The organism is Crocosphaera sp. XPORK-15E (assembly GCF_034931425.1).
GTDB lineage: Bacteria > Cyanobacteriota > Cyanobacteriia > Cyanobacteriales > Microcystaceae > UHCC-0190.
Genome location: NZ_JAYGHQ010000002.1, coordinates 211,682 through 229,878, shown reverse-complemented (window position 1 = coordinate 229,878; position 18,197 = coordinate 211,682). Strand labels below are relative to the sequence as shown.

Here is an 18,197-nt window from a genome sequence, read left to right as displayed (position 1 = left end):
TTAATATCTCAGAAAATAAAGTAAGGTGGGCATTGCCCACCCTACGGTTATTTAGCAGGAGTTAAGGTTTTCTCCGCTACCATGACGGGGTTAGGATTTGTTTCAGGACTATTTGCTTCTGATGGGGGGACTGCTTGCCAGAATTTGCCGACATAATCACCCCAATTATCCAATATTAATTGTCCTTTTTTACTGCCTGTACGAGTAACATGAGTCTCAATTAATTCTTTTAATTGTGCTTCTCCTGCTTCTGTACAAATGCGCTGAATTTCCACAATTTCCGGGTTAACTTTTTCGGGGAAGCTGTTATCTTCATCTAAGAAATAAGCTAAACCTCCCGTCATTCCTGCACCCACATTACGGCCAACGGAACCGAGAACCACGATCACACCCCCTGTCATATATTCACAACAGTGATCGCCGGCCCCTTCTATAACCGCTTGACCCATCGAGTTACGCACCCCAAACCGTTCACCGGCCCGACCATTGGCATATAAAACGCCTCCTGTTGCCCCATAAAGGCAGGTATTCCCGACAATTACGTTATCTGCTGCCTCAAAGGTCGCTGTTTTGTAAGGAACTATCACTATTTCGCCGCCGTGCATCCCTTTACCTACATAATCATTGGCTTCCCCTTCTAGGTGCATAATCATTCCAGGGAGGTTAAAGGCAGCAAAACTTTGACCCGCGGCCCCAGTAAAGTTAAAGGTAATTTCACCAGAAAACCCAGTATTACCGTATTTTTTGGCTAAAGTTCCGGCAATACGGGCCCCAACCGTGCGATCGGTGTTGATGATTTTAACGTCTTTGCTAACAGTTCCATGAGTGGCGATCGCAGAACTAATAGCAGTATCAGCCAATAATTCATCATCCAAAACCGGCCCATTGCTGTGAACTTCCTCATGGTTTAACCAGTTACGGTCTGTTTTCACATCAGGAAGGTTGAGGAGGCAGTCTAAATTGATCGATTGAGTCTTAGTTAAATTCGCTTGGGAGCGCATTTTAAGCAGGTCAGACCGTCCGATGACCTCATCTAAGGAACGATAGCCTAATTTAGCTAAAATTGACCGGACTTCCTCCGCAATGAAGTAGAAGAAGTTGACCACATGATCAGGAATACCTGTAAACCGTTGACGTAACCGTTCTTGTTGAGTCGCAACCCCGACAGGACAGTTATTTGTATGACATATACGGGCCATGATACAACCTTCGGCGATCATAGCAATGGAACCGAACCCATATTCTTCGGCCCCCATTAACGCAGCCATCATTACATCCCAACCCGTTTTTAAGCCACCATCAGCCCGTAAAATAACCCGGCCACGGAGTTTATTTTCCATCAACATCCGATGAACTTCCGTCACTCCTAGTTCCCAAGGACAACCCGCGTGTTTAATGGAACTCAGAGGTGATGCACCTGTACCACCATCATGACCAGAAATTTGGATAATATCAGCGTTAGCTTTAGCAACTCCGGCCGCAATGGTTCCGATGCCGATTTCTGCCACTAATTTAACGGAAACCTTCGCATTTGGGTTAATTTGATGTAAATCAAAGATTAACTGGGCCAAGTCTTCGATGGAGTAAATATCATGATGAGGAGGGGGAGAAATTAAGGTGACACCAGGTTTAGACTTCCGTAACATGGCAATATAAGAGCTAACTTTTGGCCCTGGTAACTGGCCTCCTTCTCCTGGTTTGGCCCCTTGGGCCATCTTAATTTCTAATTGTTTACCATTCATCAAGTATTCAGGTGTTACCCCAAACCGGCCGGAGGCTATCTGTTTAATGGCAGAACTCACCGTGTCACCGTTACGCAGTCCTTTAAGATGGGGGAAAGTCGCAGAGTTGCCATTTTCGTCTACATCTGAGAGGGTAATAAACCGGGTGGGGTCTTCTCCTCCCTCTCCTGAGTTGGACTTTCCTCCTAAACGGTTCATGGCGATCGCCAGGGTTTCGTGGGCCTCCCGTGATAATGCACCCAAAGACATTCCCCCAGTACAGAAGCGTTTAACAATAGCTTCTACGGGTTCCACATCTGCAACGGGAATAGAAGGGCGATCGCCTTTAAATTCTAATAAGTCCCGTAAGGCAGTTATGGGGCGTTCTTCGAGGTATTTCTGATACATTTCATAATGATTGTATGCCTCTTTATTTGCCCCATTTTCCCCTGCTTTATAGGCTTCTACGGCTTTATGGAGAGATTTTGCCATTTCGGGAGAGTTCATGTGATATTCTCCCCCTGGACGGTAGTTAATAAAGCCAAAGTTTTTCAGTTTCTTGTCAGTTAAACTGGGGAAAGCTTGACAATGAACTGCTATAACTTCTTGGGCCAGTTCTTCAATACTTAAACCACCAACTCGACTGGTAGTCCCTTCAAAGGCTGTTTCTACTAAGTCCATACCTAGGCCAATAGCTTCAAAAATTTGCGCCCCATGATAAGAAGCTAACAAAGAAATTCCCATTTTAGAGAGAATTTTTAACAGTCCTGCTTCTACTGAGTGACGATAGTTATTTAAAGCTTTGTCTAGGGTGACGTTTTCGAGTTTACCATTGGCCATCAATTTTTGGGTCTTCTCATCATTCCACCATTGACGGATGGTTTCTAAGGCAAGATAAGGACAGATAGCAGAGGCCCCATAACCGACTAAGCAAGCAAAATGATGGGTACTCCAACATTGGGCCGTATCAACTATTAGAGATGTTTGCAGACGTAACCCTTCTTTAATGAGGTGATGATGAACTGTCCCAACTGCTAATAAGGGGGGAATATAACTGGTTGTCTCATCAATACTTCCATGGCCGTTTGACCCGACACGGTCGCTTAAAATGAGGATTTTTGCCCCATTTTTAACCGCTTTTGTTGCTTCGGTACAAAGACGATCTAAGGACGTTTTTAGTCCTCCTGGCCCTGATGTAATCTCAAATAAGGTAGATAATTCTGTTACGTTGAAATCAGAAGTTTTAATTTGGGTTAATTCTGTTTCATTGAGAACAGGAGTATCTATTTTTAAGAGTTTGGCATCTTCTGCTTTGGGATCTAATAGGTTGCCTCTTTCTCCTAACAACATAGTCAAAGACATAACTAAACTTTCCCGTAACGGATCAATGGGGGGGTTAGTTACTTGGGCAAACCGTTGTTTAAAGTAGTCGTAAAGTAGATGAGGCTTATTAGAGAGAACAGCTAAAGGAATATCATCACCCATGCAAAAAGTTGGTTCTTTGCCTTGACTGGCCATGGGAACTACGACCATTTCTACATCTTCTGCTGTATAACCAAAGGCAGTTTGTTGCTGTAGTAATTGACTGGTTTGAGTCAATAAAAGGGTGTCAGAAAAAGGTTGAGGTGCAATTTCTTGACGGTAGGTTTCTAACCATTCTTTGTAAGGTTGTGCTTGGGCAATACGTTGTTTAATCTTCCAATTTTTTAACACTTCTTGAGTGGTTAAGTCAACGGAAATAGTTTGTCCGGGCCCTAATCTTCCTTTTTCAATAATGTCAGACTCAGGTAGATCTACCACCCCTGCTTCTGATCCAACCACCACATAATTATCCTTGGTAATACAATACCTTGCTGGTCGTAACCCATTACGATCTAAGCAAGCCCCGACCATCTTACCATCACTAAACACCAATAACGCAGGGCCGTCCCAAGGTTCTTGGATGCCACTATAATACTGATAAAAGTCTGTAATTTCGGGATAATCTTTGAGATCTGGCTGATTTAGGTAAGCTTCTGGCACTAAAATCATCGCCGCTTCAATGGGACTGCGACCAGTCCTTACTAACAACTCCATGGTACTATCTAAGTTATAGGAGTCGCTATTGGCAGCATTAACAACAGGCGTTAATGCGTCTAATTCTTCTGCTTTCCACCCTGGTACTTGTAAATTAACTTCCCTGGCCGCCATCGAGTTAATATTACCAATTAAGGTGTTAATTTCCCCATTATGACCCAATAAACGCATCGGTTGAGCTAGGGGCCACTTAGGCATAGTATTGGTACTAAAACGGCGATGATACACCGCAAATTGGCTAACAAAGGCGGGGTTCTTTAAATCTTGATAAAATTCCCCTAATACCTCACTGCGTACCATCCCCTTATAAACAATGGTACGACAACTGAAAGAACAGATATAAAAATCATCGGCCAAACGCTTACCAATACGCGATCGCGCAATATACAAAACCCGATCTAATGCGTCCCCTGACAACCCATCAGCAGATGTTACCATCACCTGTTCTATATGGGGTTGGTTTCCTCTTGCTTGTATTCCCAAGACTTCGGATTTAACCGGGACTTCACGCCATCCTAACACGGTTAACTTTTCTGCTTTAACCACTTCCTCGACGTGGGCCCGTTCTGCTGCCCGTTTGCTGGTATCTTGGGGTAAAAATACCATACCTACCCCTAACTGTTCCACAGGGGGCATCGTGATACCTTTTTCTGTGAACCAGGGGGCTAATAATTCGCGGGGAATAGCCGTCATTATACCTGATCCATCTCCTGAATCATTATCCGCGCTACAACCGCCCCGATGCTCCATACAGCTTAACGCAGTTAAGGTCTGTTGTATGAGTTTATGGCTGCCTTTTCCTTTGACATCTGCAATAAACCCAACCCCACAAGCGTCTCTTTCTTCTACTAGGGAGGGTGGCCCCATATAGGTTGTTTGGGGTTGGTTGTTGGTGTTGGTATTAGGGGTCATTTTCATTATGCTGCGCTCATCCATAGCAAGTCAAATTTTAGGGGTTACGGGGTTGCTAAAGCTGGTTTGGTAAGTATCCCAAACCATAATGTTAAGAGATAGTTATGGCAGAAATCAGCAGTAAAAATCTCTGTGTACTGAGGTTTGAGAGAAGGGGTCTGTCTTAACCTTTACTTCCCATGCTATCGAACCTGAGAGTTAATGATCTAATTTCCTTATTAAGACAATTTATCCTACAGATGTCTCATGGTAGCTGAATTTTCGGGAATTTATTACATTTGGGTGATTTTTTTTAAGGTTTGTTTAAGATTTTCAAGAAAACAATAGGGTTAAGTCGCTTTGCTTCAATTCAAAATTATTAATTCTAAATCTAAGACAAAATTAGGTAAAACATTTTCTCCTGATAATGTTTTAGGGTTATCTAAGATTTCTACTTCTTTTACTGGTTTATAAATTTCCACCTGTTTATCTTGTGGATTAATTAACCATCCTAATTTTGTGCCATTATCTACATATTCTTTCATCTTCTCTTGTAATGTCTTTAAGTTATCACTAGGAGAACGCAATTCAATGACAAAATCAGGACATAAAGGTAAGAATTTTTGACGTTGTTTCGATGTTAAACTATTCCATTTTTCTAAGGGTATCCAAGACGCATCAGGGGATCTATCTGCATCATTTGGTAACTTAAAACCTGTGGATGAATCAAAAGTAATACCTAATTTATTTTGATTATTCCATGCGTAAAGTTGATAGTTTATTGCACTATTTCGATTACCTGTTTCTCCTCCAGTGGGTGACATAATTACCATATCTCCATTACTATTTCTTTCAAACCTTAAATCCCGATTATCTTGACAAAGTTGATAAAATTGATCATCTGTCAGTTTCAAAGAATCACATTTTATTTCTAGAAAATTAATCATAATTTTTACCTCAACAATCAAAATATAACTTAATTTTACCAAATTAATTCTAAATTCAGCACAAAATCAGGTAAAAAATCTTCCCCTGATAATGTCTGAGGATTATCTAATATTTCTACTTCTTTTCTTTGTCTATAAATTTCTACTCGTTTATCTTGTGGATTAATTAACCATCCCAATTTAGTTCCATTATCTAGATATTCTTTCATCTTATCTTGTAATGTCTTTAAGTTATCACTAGGAGAACGCAATTCAATGACAAAATCAGGACATAAAGGTAAGAATTTTTGACGTTGTTTCGATGTTAAACTATTCCATTTTTTTAAGGGTATCCAAGACGCATCAGGGGATCTATCTGCACCGTTTGGCAACTTAAAACCTGTGGATGAATCAAAAGCAATCCCTAATTTATTTTGACGACTCCATGATTGAAGTTGATACGCAATTTCAATATTACGATTACCTGTTTCTCCTCCTGTTGGTGGCATAATTACCATATCTCCATTGCTATTTCTTTCAAATCTTAAATCACGATTATCTTGACAAAGTTGATAAAATTGTTCATCTGTCAGTTTAAAGGATTCAAACTTTATTTCTAGAGGATTAATCATAATTTATTTACCTCAATAATACAATTATCATTTAACATTACCAAATTAATTCTAAATCTAATATAAAATCAGGTAAGATATCTTCTCCTGATAATGTCTTGGGGTTATCTAATATTTCTACTTCTTTTCCTTGTCGATAAATTTCCACTTGTTGCGCTTTTCGATTAATTAACCATCCCAATCTTGTCCCATTATCTAGATACTCTTTCATCTTGTCTTGTAGGGGTTTTAAGTTATCACTAGGAGAACGCAATTCAATGACAAAATCAGGACATAAAGGCAAGAATTTTCGGCGTTCTTCTGCTGTTAAATTGTTCCATTTTTCTAAGGGTATCCAAGACGCATCAGGGGATCTATCTGCACCATTGGGAAGCGTAAAACCCCCAGAAGAATCAAAAGCAATTCCTGTTTTATTTTTATCTGTCCAGATTCCTAATTGTTGTATTATTTTTAGGTTTCTGTTGCTTGTTTCTCCTCCCGTTGGTGGCATAATTACCATGTCTCCATTGCTATTTCTTTCAAATCTTAAATCACGATTATCTTGACAGAGTTGATAGAATTGGTCATCTGTCAATTGAAAGGACTCAAACTTTATTTCTAAAGGATTAACCATCTTTCTTATTTCTCCTTATCATATTATGGACAATAAGTTTTAACTGATCTTGAAACAGGAAGATATTAGTATAATTCTGATTTTAGTATTGAGATTTTTCTCCTGCTAAAATTGTTCTACTGTCAATCCTCTAATTCCTCAACGACATACTGTTCGAGATCAGCGATCGCCTTCAAGGAAGCCATCGTCTTCGCCTCTTTCTTGGATGAAGCCAAAGCTTCAGTTTCCAGGAGAAGATGCTCGAACCAGGCAACCTGACAACAACATCGCCATCTATCTCCCACTTTATTGTAAAAGTAGGCCGGTTTCTTCAGTTTTAGCCTCTGTAAGTGATCATGAAGATAACCGATAGGAGAATCTCTCGCTTCTTCTGGGACTCCTGATAAGTCTAATTCTTCGACTAATTCTTCTGGAAAAGATTGATCGAAACTCTCAGTTTCAGCCACGTCTTGCAAGGGACTTTCATCGATCAAGCGAGGCGGTACAAGACTCTGTTCAAAGACTCCCTGTAACAATAAGCAATTAGCCTGATGTTTTGCTGCTTGTTTACTCGTGGCGATCGCAGGAAAGCTGGTGGTTTCACCTTCAAAGACAGACCAAAAAGCAAATTTTCCTGATGCCGTTGTTTTTTCGAGGTATTCCAAGGTTGTCTGGTTAATGGCACTGGCTATCTGTAAAGTCTGAGTAGCATGGGCGGGTTGTTCTTCCACATAGCCTAACAACTTCTCTTTAATCAAGGCTTTATTCTCAGGATCTTGATACTCACCAAATACCAAGTAATAGAGATCAGCGGGTTTGAGTTCCCTGGCTTCTAATCTGGCGATCGCCTCTGGCACCATTTGATCTAACTTAGAAATCTTGAGGCTATCTTTGAGAATCTTAGAAAAATCCTTGTCAGAAAGCCCTTGAAGCTTACCTCGTTTTTGCAGAAGATTCACCGTCTGACTGAGACGTTTTTCACGGTAATGCTCATCGCGCTTTTCCTTGACTTCTTGTCGCTTTTCATTGATGTATTCAGCGATGCCCTCTAAGTCTTCGACGGTGTAAGGGGACTCGACGTTATCGATGAAAACGGCTTTGAGAATACGGTGGTTAATGTAGTCAGCTATACGGCGAATCGGTGAAGTAAAGTGAGTGTAAGCTGGCAGGGATAGGGCAAAGTGACCAATGACGGCGGGGGAATAAGTAGCCGGATTTAACCAACTTTGAAGCTTCTGTCGTATTAGTTCCGGCAAGCCCAGTGTAGTCAGGGTTTCGATTAACTCCTTGCTTTTCGGTGCCACAGCCGAAGCTGTATGATTGCGATAAAGCAGAGGTAGTCGATGCTGTTCCGCTAAGTTAGCCACTGCTGTATTGGCTAAGATCATGAATTCTTGGATGATCTGCTGAGAATGGTACCTTAATGTTTCAACGAGTCGTCCTTCTTCGTCTAAGGTGACACCCCCGACGGTAGTTTGACCAATCGCGCCTAAACTTTGGCGTTTCCAGGCTAATTTTTGGGCCCAGATTTCGCAGTAACGCAACACTTGGAAAAACGGCCGGGAGGGGTCATTGAGAGTCGCATCGGCTGAGGGGTAGGAAAACTTCTTAAGGCTGGTAAAATGGGTTAATAATAATTGTGTTTTCTTAATATTGGCTGATTCATCCAAAGTTACCCGAATGGTCACAGTTAACCGTAGTTGGTCTTCGAGTAAAGATAATTTATCCTCGGACAATTCATGGGGAAACATTGGCTCTGTCCTTGATGCCATATAGCGAGTAGCCACCAGGGACATTGCTTGTTCTTCTAAGTTTGAACCGATTGGAACCCATGCCGTCACGTCCGAGATATGCACATCGATCACGACCCCTGATGACTTCGGTTGTATCCAGATCGCATCATCGAGGTCTTTCGAGGTTTCCCCATCAATGGTAAACCCTAAGACCGCTTCTCTGTTTGATACTGAGATGGGTTCCTCAAGTAATTCTTGGATTTCACTGCGGATGATCGGTGATGATTTCGCCACGTTTTCTGAGTATAATCACTTTTTAATCTAATTTGCTAATATTTAAGGTTAACATATTATTGCCAAAAGTCTATCTCTAACTGAATTTTTACCTTTAAGCCAATAAATACCAATATCATTAGCTAAACCTTAGACACTTTTTTTACTATTTTAGGTGTCTTTCATTTGACCACTTAATTAAACTCATCCAATGTTGAAAACGAGCAGCAATTTCTGAATAAGGAATTAAGGTTTGAGAAACTTCTGTTGCAGCAGTAGGTTTAATTAAATTTGGAAATTTTTTATTCAGTTTACTTCTGATGAGCATCACAGTATTAAACAAGAATGAAACCCATTGAGATCGGGGAGCAAGATCAGCATTCATATCCGTAATAGCATGACCTTCTTTTACTTGTTTTTCTGAATATTTAGGTAAGACAAGACTCAAATTATTATTTTCTTCTACTAATAATTTATACAAGGCGATCGCATCATTAAAAGCAGCTTGACATCCTTGTCCTAAACGAGACGACATTCCATGGGCAGCATCCCCAATTAAAGCAACTTTACCTTCAAGATCATGATAACGATTACATTTGGTTTGGACAACCGTAGAAGGATATTTATTAAGCAATTTTTGTGCTTGATCATTCGTAAGTTCTAACCCTGGCAACAATGTTTCTTTGATTTTTTTCTGCATTTCCTCAACAGTGTTAATATTAAAAGGATTTCTGTTTAATATTTCTGGATTTTGATCCCAAAACATTAACAAACATATCTGATTATTGACTTCGGGAAGCGCGGCCCCTACAATACGATCGCTTGGGGTAAATTCTCGAAATCCATAACTGGTTTCTGTTTCCATAAAATCGGGTTTAGGAATATGTATCACTTTCCAATGAGTCTTAAAATAAGATTGCTCAAAATCAAATCCAGGTTGAGACATTAACGCTTTTCTAACCGGAGAATGAACCCCATCTGCACCCACTAATAAATCATAAGATTGTTCAAAAAAATCACTATTTTTATCCTCTAATTTAATGATATGAGATCTTAAGTTGACATCTAAACAAGTTACATTAAATTGAATGTCTATATTAGGATTAGATTTTTTTTCTAATTCCTCTAATAACACGCTACATAAATCATTTCGATTAATTAAAAGATTACACATATCAGCATCTTGATAGCGTTCAAAAACCTTCCATTCTCCTTTTTTTTGAGAATAAAATCCAGATTTACGCACAGGTATTCCTTTATTTTTAATCGCGGGCCAAAGTCCATCAATTGTTTTTAATACTGTTTGTCCCCGTTTCCCAATTCCAATCACAAATGCTCGTTTATTTTCATCAATTTGTCTAGGATCACTTCTTTTATCATAAATTAAAATTTGATAATCATTGGGATGAGATAATAAATAATGTGCGAGTAAAAGGCCTGCTGGCCCCGCACCAAGAATCACGATTTTCATTGTCGTCTCTACCGTTCAATCTTTTTAGCTGTCTTTCCTAGTTTATTATAAAACTTTGTGGCAATAATAGATAACCGATCTTTAATTTGTTATGATGATTAGATGTGTCTTTAAATTAACCTTTCTTTACAATATAAGGAGGCTTGAGTGAAAAAACTTCCCTGGTATCCCCTAACTCTTTTTTCCATTTCCCTACTGTCAACCTTAATCATTTATTTATTAATCAGTAACTCACCTCAAAGCGAAGGGCAAAATATAACCTTTTCTCCTCAAATTTTACCCGTTGAAGCATCTGATGCTATCCCACAGGGAAAGGAAATTATTCTTAATGGTAAAAAGTATAATATTCCTTGGACTCAATGGCAACAAGGAGATAAAATACGCACGGGAATTAGTGATATTGGGGCCATGAATTTGCTAGGGTTAGAACTCCTTAGCACTAATGATCCTAATTTACAACCGATTCGTTGGTTTGGCACAGATTCTGGTCAACCTTTACCGATTTTAGCACGATTTATCGCTCCCTATCGCTACTTAGATGTAACGGAATTAATTCAGTTAGCGGGAGGAAACTTACAAGTTATCAATAATAGTTTAAAATTGAATTTTCCCTTAGCACAAATTAGCAATATTCGTCAAGGAAATCAACCTTGGGGTAAACGAATTGTTCTGGATGTTGATAGGCCAACAGTTTGGCAAGTTAGTCAAGCAAAAGGTCAAGGAGTTGTTATGATTTCGGGGAAAACATCTACCGCTTCAACTAATGATTATAATTCCACAAATTTAACCCCCAACTCCCTTAATAATACAGATGAAGATGACTTAGGAAGTCCTGTTTCTCAACCCTCAGAGTCTAATTTATTTTCCTTGGAAAACACGGAAAATTTAACGAAAATTAATGTTAATTTACCAACTGCTTATGGGTTAAATGTCTTTAGTTTATCCAATCCTAATCGTATTGTAATTGATGTCCGTTCTGATGCTATTGTTCCCAAAGAAATTGTCTGGACTCCAGGGATTATTTGGCGACAACAATTTGTCAAAATAAAAAGAGGATTAAATGAGGATATTTTTCCGGTAAATTGGTTGGAAATTGCCCAGCGATCGCCCCATATTTCCCTCAAACCAATTATCAGTAATCCTAACAGTCAAACAGGGACGGCTCCTTTAGTTACGACTGCCCAAAATTGGCAAGCTTCTGCTGCTATTAATGGGGGATTTTTTAACAGAAATAATCAGTTACCATTAGGGGCAATTCGTCAAGATAATAAGTGGTTATCGAGTCCCATTTTAGGACGAGGTGCTATTGCTTGGAATGAGCGCGGACAAGTTAATATGAACCGTTTAAGTTTTCGAGAAAATCTCATTACATCTGCTAGACAAACCCTTCCTATACTATTTTTAAATAGTGGTTATGTTCAATCAGGAATTGCTCGTTATACCCCTGAATGGGGAGAAAATTATACAACTTTAAGCGATAATGAAACAATTGTTTTTGTACAAAATAATCAAATAATTGAGCAAAAAAAAGCAGTCAAAGCAGGTAATAATACTTTTCCTATTCCTACAAATGGATATCTATTAATTATTCGTAAAAATGCGGTTTCTCCCTCCTCATTATCTGTAGGAATGACTGTTAAAATAGAAAGTAATACTATCCCTACTGAGTTTAATCAATTTTCCCATATTGTAGGGGCAGGGCCATTATTAATTAATAACCGTCGTATTGTAGTTAATGCTGAAGCTGAAAACTTTAGTAAAGGGTTTCAACAACAAAAAGCGTCCCGTAGTGCTATTGGGGTCACAAATAGAGGTACAATCATGTTAGTGGCGGTTCATACCCGTGTCGGGGGAAGCGGTGCGAGTTTAGATGAAATGGCTCAAATTATGCAACAATTAGGGGCAGTTGATGCCTTAAATTTAGATGGAGGAAGTTCCACATCTTTAGCGTTAGGAGGTCAATTAATTGATCGTTCTCCTGTCACTGCTGCAAGAGTTCATAATGGTATTGGAGTATTTGTTAATCCGTAAAAATCATTAATTAATATGAATAATTTACCGTATCAACAAGAAAAAGTTATCCAAAGAACTCAATTAATTTTGAGTAGTTTTGAGCATTGGTTGGGTCATTCTTTATGGAAAGAAAAAGGTTTACCAGAGATACAAGGTTCATCCGAAGAAATTGCTCAACAATTATTTGGAGTTCCTTTTGCTGTAGCTTCTCATGGAATAGAAACTGATCCTATTTTTAATTATGGTAATCAAAAAGCTCTAGATATTTGGGAATTAACTTGGGAAGAATTTATCAAAATTCCCTCCAGAAAAACCGCCGAATTAGTGGAACAAACAGAACGCGATCGCTTGCTTGCTGAAACTACAAAAAAAGGATTTTCTTACTTTTCAGGCATTCGCATTACTAGCACAGGAAAACGCTTTAAAATAAACAATGGCATTGTTTGGAATGTCATTGATGAACAACAAATCAATCAAGGACAGGCAGCCGTTTATTCAGACTTTTATTTTTTGTAGCATTACATTACTCTATTAAACCTTTCAGGATAACAAAATAAGAGCGGGCTATGCTGAATAAACGCACAACCCGCTATTAAGAAAAAAGATCATTATGGTCTAATTTTATCCTTGAGGCTTAGCAGGGGGTTGCGACTGAGCAACCTGCATCGCACGCATCAAATTATCCAAAGCATACTCTAAATGAACACCAGCATCTACAGCAACCCATCCCTGTTCCGTGAGATGTCGCCATTCAAAGTGTAAATGGGGCCCAGTTGAGTATCCCGTACTGCCAACTCGTCCAACCACCGTGCCTTGTTCCACCCATTCTCCAGGCTGAACATAGATTTCTGATAAGTGGGCATAAAGAGACTCTTGCGTGCCTTCTAGATGCCGTAGCGTCACCGCTAACCCATAACCTCCTAACCAGTCAGCATTAAGCACTTCTCCCGCATAGACGGCTAAAACTGGGGTGCCAAGAGGTGCGCCAATATCAGTCCCGTTGTGCATTCTCCCTGTACCAGCAATGGGATGAGTCCGCCAACCAAAAGCCGACGTAATACTCGCCACCACAGGTAAGGGGAAAATTAAGTCTGTACGACCTTGGGACGTTCCTGTAGGAGCAGCATACATTGAAGCCGCCCGATTATAACGAGGAATCGGCTCTAGGGCAATAGAAAGCCCTTGTCGGCCAATGGGTTGTAAACTCACCACCTGCTCTTGGGAAACAGGACGACTTTTAACCCGAAGGGGTTGCACTTGGGGAGGCGCAGAACCAAGCCCCTGAGCAACTGCAACCGTAATAGGGATAGTTTGTTGACGATTGGCTAAGGTTACACGACGAGGTGCTATAGGTTGGGCGATAGTAGGAGTAGGTTGGGTTCTCGCCACTGCGCCACAACTCCCCCGTAATAACTGACCGTTTTGGGCAACGGTTTGACATCCTGTAGAACGTTCCGTCAGCACTACTGCACCGGGAGATGTTACCCGTTGACCCGATGATCTGCCGTAGGAAGTGGTATCAATGTAACTATTCTGACCCTGAGTGGTGACAGATGGGGCGAACTGAATAGCTTTAGGCTGAGAAATAATGGGATTAATCGGCGAGGAATTATCACTCTTAGACGTTGCTGGATCTAAGATTTTAGGGGCAGAAAGTCTAGCTTTGGGAGCAGTTGTTTCTTGACGAGGGGCAATAGAAGGTTTAGGCGCAAATTTTGGTTCTTCCGGCTTAAATTGGGTTCTTTGTAGGGTGGGCTTAGTTTGAGCCGCACTACTTGGAGCAACATAGGGTGAGGATTTGGGAACCTTGACAGGACTGGGGGAAAGGGGTTCCGGTTTCGTTACAGGGGCAGAACTCTCAGGAATTACTAAGGTATCAGTTGAGGCGATCGCCTGTGTCCACCCCAACCCACTGCTGATAATACTGAGTCCTCCCAGAAGACTCATTCCTTGTTTTAGCCAAGCAGATCGCTTGGGACTATTTCTCTCACTTGATCCGAGGGAAAATTGTTGATTCATTTCCGTCTCACTTCTCACAATTCACGACTTATTAAGGCATGATAACGAATTCTGGAACAAATCACTGACCTAATTCATAATGGTTAGGTTAAGGAAGTGATAGAAATCACGGGAATTGGAGAGGAATTATGACACGATAGCAATAATCGTGAATCCCTAAAAGTACAGTATCGTGTCCATGACCCATACCAACTTAGACCCCACATCAGTAGCGATCGAGCCTGCGCCCCTTTGTTTTACTAATTTTGCTACTTCTGAACAAGCTACTTTATTTGAAAATCTAAAGAAGGATCAATTTAGTGGTCAACTCCACTTCCAAGATAGTCAGGGTAGAAAATCTATAATTTATTTATATTTGGGACGAATTATTTATCAATGGACAATTGACAATTGACAATTGACAATTGGTTAATTTGGTTTAAAACCTCCTCTTTTAAGGGGAGAAATTAAAAAATTTTTCCTTATTTTCAATCCTCTACCTTTTAGGTAGAGGTAATTGTCAATTGTCAATTGTTCATTGTCAATTGTTGAAGCCACAGGGGGAGTCCATGCCGTCAGACGTTGGCGAAGAACAGTTGTTCAATATTGTCCCAAAATAGCTGCGATCGGCTTTAAGGCGATCGCTATTCAACAAGATATTGCTGCGGCCCTGGGTAATAATCATCCCGTTAGTTATTCAGATGGGATTTGTGGAATTAGTTGAGATTAACGATTTTCCTCAACCCTTAGTCTTGTCTCAACCCACTTCCTCAATCATGCCTCAACAGGAATTAATTCCCTGTGGAACCATGATTCCTTAAAAAATTGGGTTATTGATTAAATGCCGTAAATATGCTATGCTTTTCTGCGTCAGTACAAGAATTAAAAACCTACTCCACACACTGGGAGTAAGTTTTAACTCATCTGCGTTTATGAATACAGACACTTTTTTCCAACTGTTGCAGCAAAGTTTCCGCATCGGAGTGGGAGCGACTGCTTCCCTGTTAGAAACCCTTCAAGATCCTCACAAGCGATCAGAAACCCTCTCAATTCTACAAACTCAGATGTCCGAAAAAACTCAAGAATGGGCGGAAAAAGGCGAAATAACCGAACAAGAAGCCCGTCGCTTAGTTGATCAATGGTTGAATCAATCAAATCGCCCTTCCAACCCTAACCAATCTTCAAGCTCTTCTACCGAAACCCCAGGCAATATTGACTCAGAAATTCAACAATTGACAGAACAAGTGATTGCGTTACGGCAGGAACTTGAAGAATTACGGGAAAAATAGTCTAAACTCCATGTAATGATTGATTTCTAGTCATTGTCCCAATCCTCTGAGCCGATCAGATCTCCAATGCGATCGCGCAATAAGTATTCAAATCTTTCTAGTTCACTTTCTACGCAAACCCATTCCCTCGCAGGAATATAGTCGCATAAGATATAAATGGGCTGTTGGCGACTGATTGCGCCACGATCAACTAGCTGGCGTGCTTCTTCTTGTAGAATATCAATGGAATAGTGGGGACGATGGGGAGCGGGAAGTGTGTGAGTATTCATCAGAACAGTACCAAACCAGTGAACATTAAGTCCTTATATACTTAGAATAATCCAATTTTGCTGCTAGATATGTCAAGATTTTTCGTATTACCTATTACATTTTCTACGGACTTTTGTCACAATTTTAATATTTTTCTGCTTTTCTTAATAATCTAGCTAAATTATTGAGTAAAAACCCTTAAAGTTTTTGGTCAAATTACATTTTTTTCAACCTGTTATGAGGAAAACTCAAGAGAGGAGTCGTCATTTGATGATTGAAGTTTGTCGCTCACCCATCAATAACAAATTGTCATAAAATCAACACAACTTAAATCCTAGCCGGGGTGACTAGGACTCAACTCGCTTTTTCAAAGTTTATCTGTGACAATTGTTTTAGTGGCTTATGTAACAATCAAACTGGTGTAGGAAATGACGATTTTTTGCTAAGATTTTAGAGATTAGTCACTAGCCCAATTCTCACAAGCGATCAGATCTCCAATCTGATCCCGTAGTAAATATTCACATCTTTCTAATTCACTTTCCACACAAACCCACTCGCGGGGCGGGATAAACTCACATAATACATAAAGGGGTTGCTGACGACTAACTGTTCCAGTTTCCACTAACTGACGAACTTCGTCTTTGATCATGGTGATAGTGTAATTGGTTGAAGCAGGAGAGGGTTTAAGAGTAGTAAGGCTCATAGAAATTTTCCAAGTGACTAAGGAGGCTTAATGTTTACTATAAACCAATTTCCTTAAATAATAAACTCCAATCTTGCTGTAACAACGAATACATTTTGGTTTTTATCTGATGAAGCCTTGCTGTATCAAGCTTTGCGGAATGTTAAAAAATGTTACGAAAGTCAGGAATGGGTAACTTGGACAATTAGAAGGGAGAAGTAGGAGAGGGAAAGGTGAGGGCGATCGCCAAGATCCCGATAGATTTTTTCTTCAGGTTGAGTTGCCCGTTCAACAATCCAAGCTTTGTCTAATAGATTCAGCCGTTGTAAGATTGTCCATACCCTATTGTAGACCGAACTTACCTTTAATAAGACCACTACATCTGCCCAGGTTAAAACTTCTTCTAACTCAGCCACCGTATAGAGGGCAGGAAGGATAGCCAGACGTTGAGAACGAAGGGTGAGAGGTATTCCTAAAACAGCAGCGACTGCCATAGGAGAACAGACCCCAGGCACAGTTTTAATGATTACTTGAGGATAAGCCTGAAGGAGAGCTTGAGCAAGGTAAGTAAAGGTACTATAAAAGCTGACATCCCCTTCACAAGCAAAGGCCACATCAAGACCTTGCTCAAGATAGGCCCAGACATCAATAGCTGCCTGTTGCCAAGCCTGTTGTAACTTTGCCTCATCTTGGACATAGGGAAAGGTTAGGGGGAGTTTTTGTTGTTGGGGACTCAGCCAAGGGGAGATAATTTGTTCAGCTAAGCCCTGTTGATGATTGATACCAGCCGGAAACGCAATCACCGATACTTGTTGTAATAACCGTAGTCCTTTGACTGTAATCAGTTCAGGATCTCCCGTTCCCACACTGATTCCATACAAAACACCAATATATTTGCTCATATTACGATCAATATTAAGGTATGTTGAGAAATATTTAAACTTTGTATTCTTTTAGTGCAGGACTTCGAGAGACATGATAACGTCTATGGTGGTGGATTAAACAGGCTGCACTCAAGCCAGGAGGATATTTTTGATGATGGAAACCGCTAACGTCGATCACTCCCTTACCCAAGAAAACATTCGGGACTATGTTGCTCAGCTTCAACTACACATGGCACTACAAGCTAAAAATTTAGTTCCTACCCTAACCCAAAGTAATGATCCTCGACAGCAATTACTCCACGAAACTCAAGCAACTGTCGAAAAGCTGGTTTCTCGTCAACGTCTTTAAGATTAATTATTGGTTGGAAAAAGGGTTAGGTAACTTGATTTGCCTAACCTTGATCATGGATAAAAATATCGATAAGTTTATGAAGAAGTTAATCGGTTAAGGATTTCAATAATTTGAGCTTGTTGTTGACTAATTTGCTCTTGCATCTCTGTTTGCTTCTCTGACAATGTAGCTAATTGATGATAATAATCAGCTTGTACTTCATAAAAGCTAGACTGTGCAGCAGCAATTCTTCCCATGTATTGATATAATTGACTACGATCTTTTTCCCATTGTTGATAGGCTTTTTTTCTTTCTGCTTTATCTTCTGCTATGGTAGCTGTTAAAGCTTCAATGGTTTTAGCATTAGACGCAATTAACTTTTTAAGTTCTTCATCTGACATTTTGCGATTCCTTCAATTTCAACTGATGGAGATTT

General features: G+C 40.0%; 17 protein-coding genes. 6 read left to right on the top strand and 11 right to left on the bottom strand.

Annotated elements, in window-relative coordinates; translation table 11 throughout:
- Positions 1–47: 47 nt before the first annotated feature.
- From gltB to VB691_RS02590, 6 genes are all read right to left on the bottom strand, one after another.
- Complete coding sequence (gene gltB / locus VB691_RS02615) at positions 48–4,715, bottom strand: glutamate synthase large subunit (protein WP_416244594.1); 4,668 nt, start codon at positions 4,713–4,715, stop codon at positions 48–50.
- Between the two features lie 338 nt (positions 4,716–5,053).
- Positions 5,054–5,635: a Uma2 family endonuclease gene (locus tag VB691_RS02610; RefSeq protein ID WP_323289897.1), complete on the bottom strand. Its 582-nt coding sequence runs from the start codon at positions 5,633–5,635 to the stop codon at positions 5,054–5,056.
- A 35-nt stretch (positions 5,636–5,670) separates the two neighbouring features.
- Positions 5,671–6,246 carry a Uma2 family endonuclease gene (locus VB691_RS02605; RefSeq protein ID WP_323289896.1) on the bottom strand — a complete coding sequence of 192 codons (576 nt, stop codon included), beginning with the start codon at positions 6,244–6,246 and terminating at the stop codon, positions 5,671–5,673.
- Positions 6,247–6,283: 37 nt separating this feature from the next.
- Positions 6,284–6,859 carry a Uma2 family endonuclease gene (locus VB691_RS02600; protein WP_323289895.1) on the bottom strand — a complete coding sequence of 192 codons (576 nt, stop codon included), beginning with the start codon at positions 6,857–6,859 and terminating at the stop codon, positions 6,284–6,286.
- Positions 6,860–6,981: 122 nt separating this feature from the next.
- Positions 6,982–8,865, bottom strand: a complete 1,884-nt coding sequence (locus VB691_RS02595) for an RNB domain-containing ribonuclease (protein ID WP_323289894.1) — start codon at positions 8,863–8,865, stop codon at positions 6,982–6,984.
- Between the two features lie 145 nt (positions 8,866–9,010).
- Positions 9,011–10,315: an NAD(P)/FAD-dependent oxidoreductase gene (locus VB691_RS02590; protein ID WP_323289893.1), complete on the bottom strand. Its 1,305-nt coding sequence runs from the start codon at positions 10,313–10,315 to the stop codon at positions 9,011–9,013.
- 147 nt (positions 10,316–10,462) lie between these two features.
- Between VB691_RS02590 and VB691_RS02585 the strand changes: the two genes are divergently transcribed.
- Together VB691_RS02585 and VB691_RS02580 are read left to right on the top strand one after the other, a co-directional pair.
- Complete coding sequence (locus tag VB691_RS02585; protein ID WP_323289892.1) at positions 10,463–12,346, top strand: phosphodiester glycosidase family protein; 1,884 nt, start codon at positions 10,463–10,465, stop codon at positions 12,344–12,346.
- A 15-nt stretch (positions 12,347–12,361) separates the two neighbouring features.
- Positions 12,362–12,844: an MEKHLA domain-containing protein gene (locus VB691_RS02580; RefSeq protein WP_323289891.1), complete on the top strand. Its 483-nt coding sequence runs from the start codon at positions 12,362–12,364 to the stop codon at positions 12,842–12,844.
- A gap of 105 nt (positions 12,845–12,949) precedes the next feature.
- Here the strand turns inward: VB691_RS02580 and VB691_RS02575 are convergent, their stop codons facing one another.
- Complete coding sequence (locus VB691_RS02575) at positions 12,950–14,347, bottom strand: M23 family metallopeptidase (protein ID WP_323289890.1); 1,398 nt, start codon at positions 14,345–14,347, stop codon at positions 12,950–12,952.
- Positions 14,348–14,525: 178 nt separating this feature from the next.
- Between VB691_RS02575 and VB691_RS02570 the strand changes: the two genes are divergently transcribed.
- The 3 genes from VB691_RS02570 (at position 14,526) to VB691_RS02560 (ending at position 15,615) form a co-directional block, all read left to right on the top strand.
- Positions 14,526–14,741, top strand: a complete 216-nt coding sequence (locus tag VB691_RS02570) for a hypothetical protein (RefSeq protein WP_323289889.1) — start codon at positions 14,526–14,528, stop codon at positions 14,739–14,741.
- Positions 14,742–14,864: 123 nt separating this feature from the next.
- Positions 14,865–15,050 carry a hypothetical protein gene (locus VB691_RS02565; RefSeq protein ID WP_323289888.1) on the top strand — a complete coding sequence of 62 codons (186 nt, stop codon included), beginning with the start codon at positions 14,865–14,867 and terminating at the stop codon, positions 15,048–15,050.
- 208 nt (positions 15,051–15,258) lie between these two features.
- Positions 15,259–15,615, top strand: coding sequence for a hypothetical protein (locus tag VB691_RS02560; protein ID WP_323289887.1), 357 nt, complete (start codon positions 15,259–15,261; stop codon positions 15,613–15,615).
- A 26-nt stretch (positions 15,616–15,641) separates the two neighbouring features.
- Here VB691_RS02560 and VB691_RS02555 read toward each other — a convergent pair whose 3' ends face one another.
- The 3 genes from VB691_RS02555 to VB691_RS02545 all read right to left on the bottom strand — a co-directional run bounded on the left by VB691_RS02555 (position 15,642) and on the right by VB691_RS02545 (position 17,448).
- A complete protein-coding gene (locus tag VB691_RS02555) occupies positions 15,642–15,884 on the bottom strand; it encodes a DUF4327 family protein (RefSeq protein WP_323289886.1) in 243 nt (80 codons plus the stop codon).
- 437 nt (positions 15,885–16,321) lie between these two features.
- Positions 16,322–16,567 (bottom strand): DUF4327 family protein, encoded by a 246-nt coding sequence (locus tag VB691_RS02550; protein ID WP_323289885.1) that lies wholly within the window; start codon positions 16,565–16,567, stop codon positions 16,322–16,324.
- Positions 16,568–16,728: 161 nt separating this feature from the next.
- Positions 16,729–17,448: a precorrin-2 C(20)-methyltransferase gene (locus tag VB691_RS02545; RefSeq protein ID WP_323289884.1), complete on the bottom strand. Its 720-nt coding sequence runs from the start codon at positions 17,446–17,448 to the stop codon at positions 16,729–16,731.
- 133 nt (positions 17,449–17,581) lie between these two features.
- Between VB691_RS02545 and VB691_RS02540 the strand changes: the two genes are divergently transcribed.
- Entirely contained in the window at positions 17,582–17,779 is a 198-nt protein-coding gene (locus VB691_RS02540) for a hypothetical protein (protein ID WP_323289883.1), read from the top strand.
- Positions 17,780–17,856: 77 nt separating this feature from the next.
- Here the strand turns inward: VB691_RS02540 and VB691_RS02535 are convergent, their stop codons facing one another.
- Positions 17,857–18,162: a hypothetical protein gene (locus VB691_RS02535; protein ID WP_323289882.1), complete on the bottom strand. Its 306-nt coding sequence runs from the start codon at positions 18,160–18,162 to the stop codon at positions 17,857–17,859.
- Between the last annotated feature and the right edge of the window lie 35 nt (positions 18,163–18,197).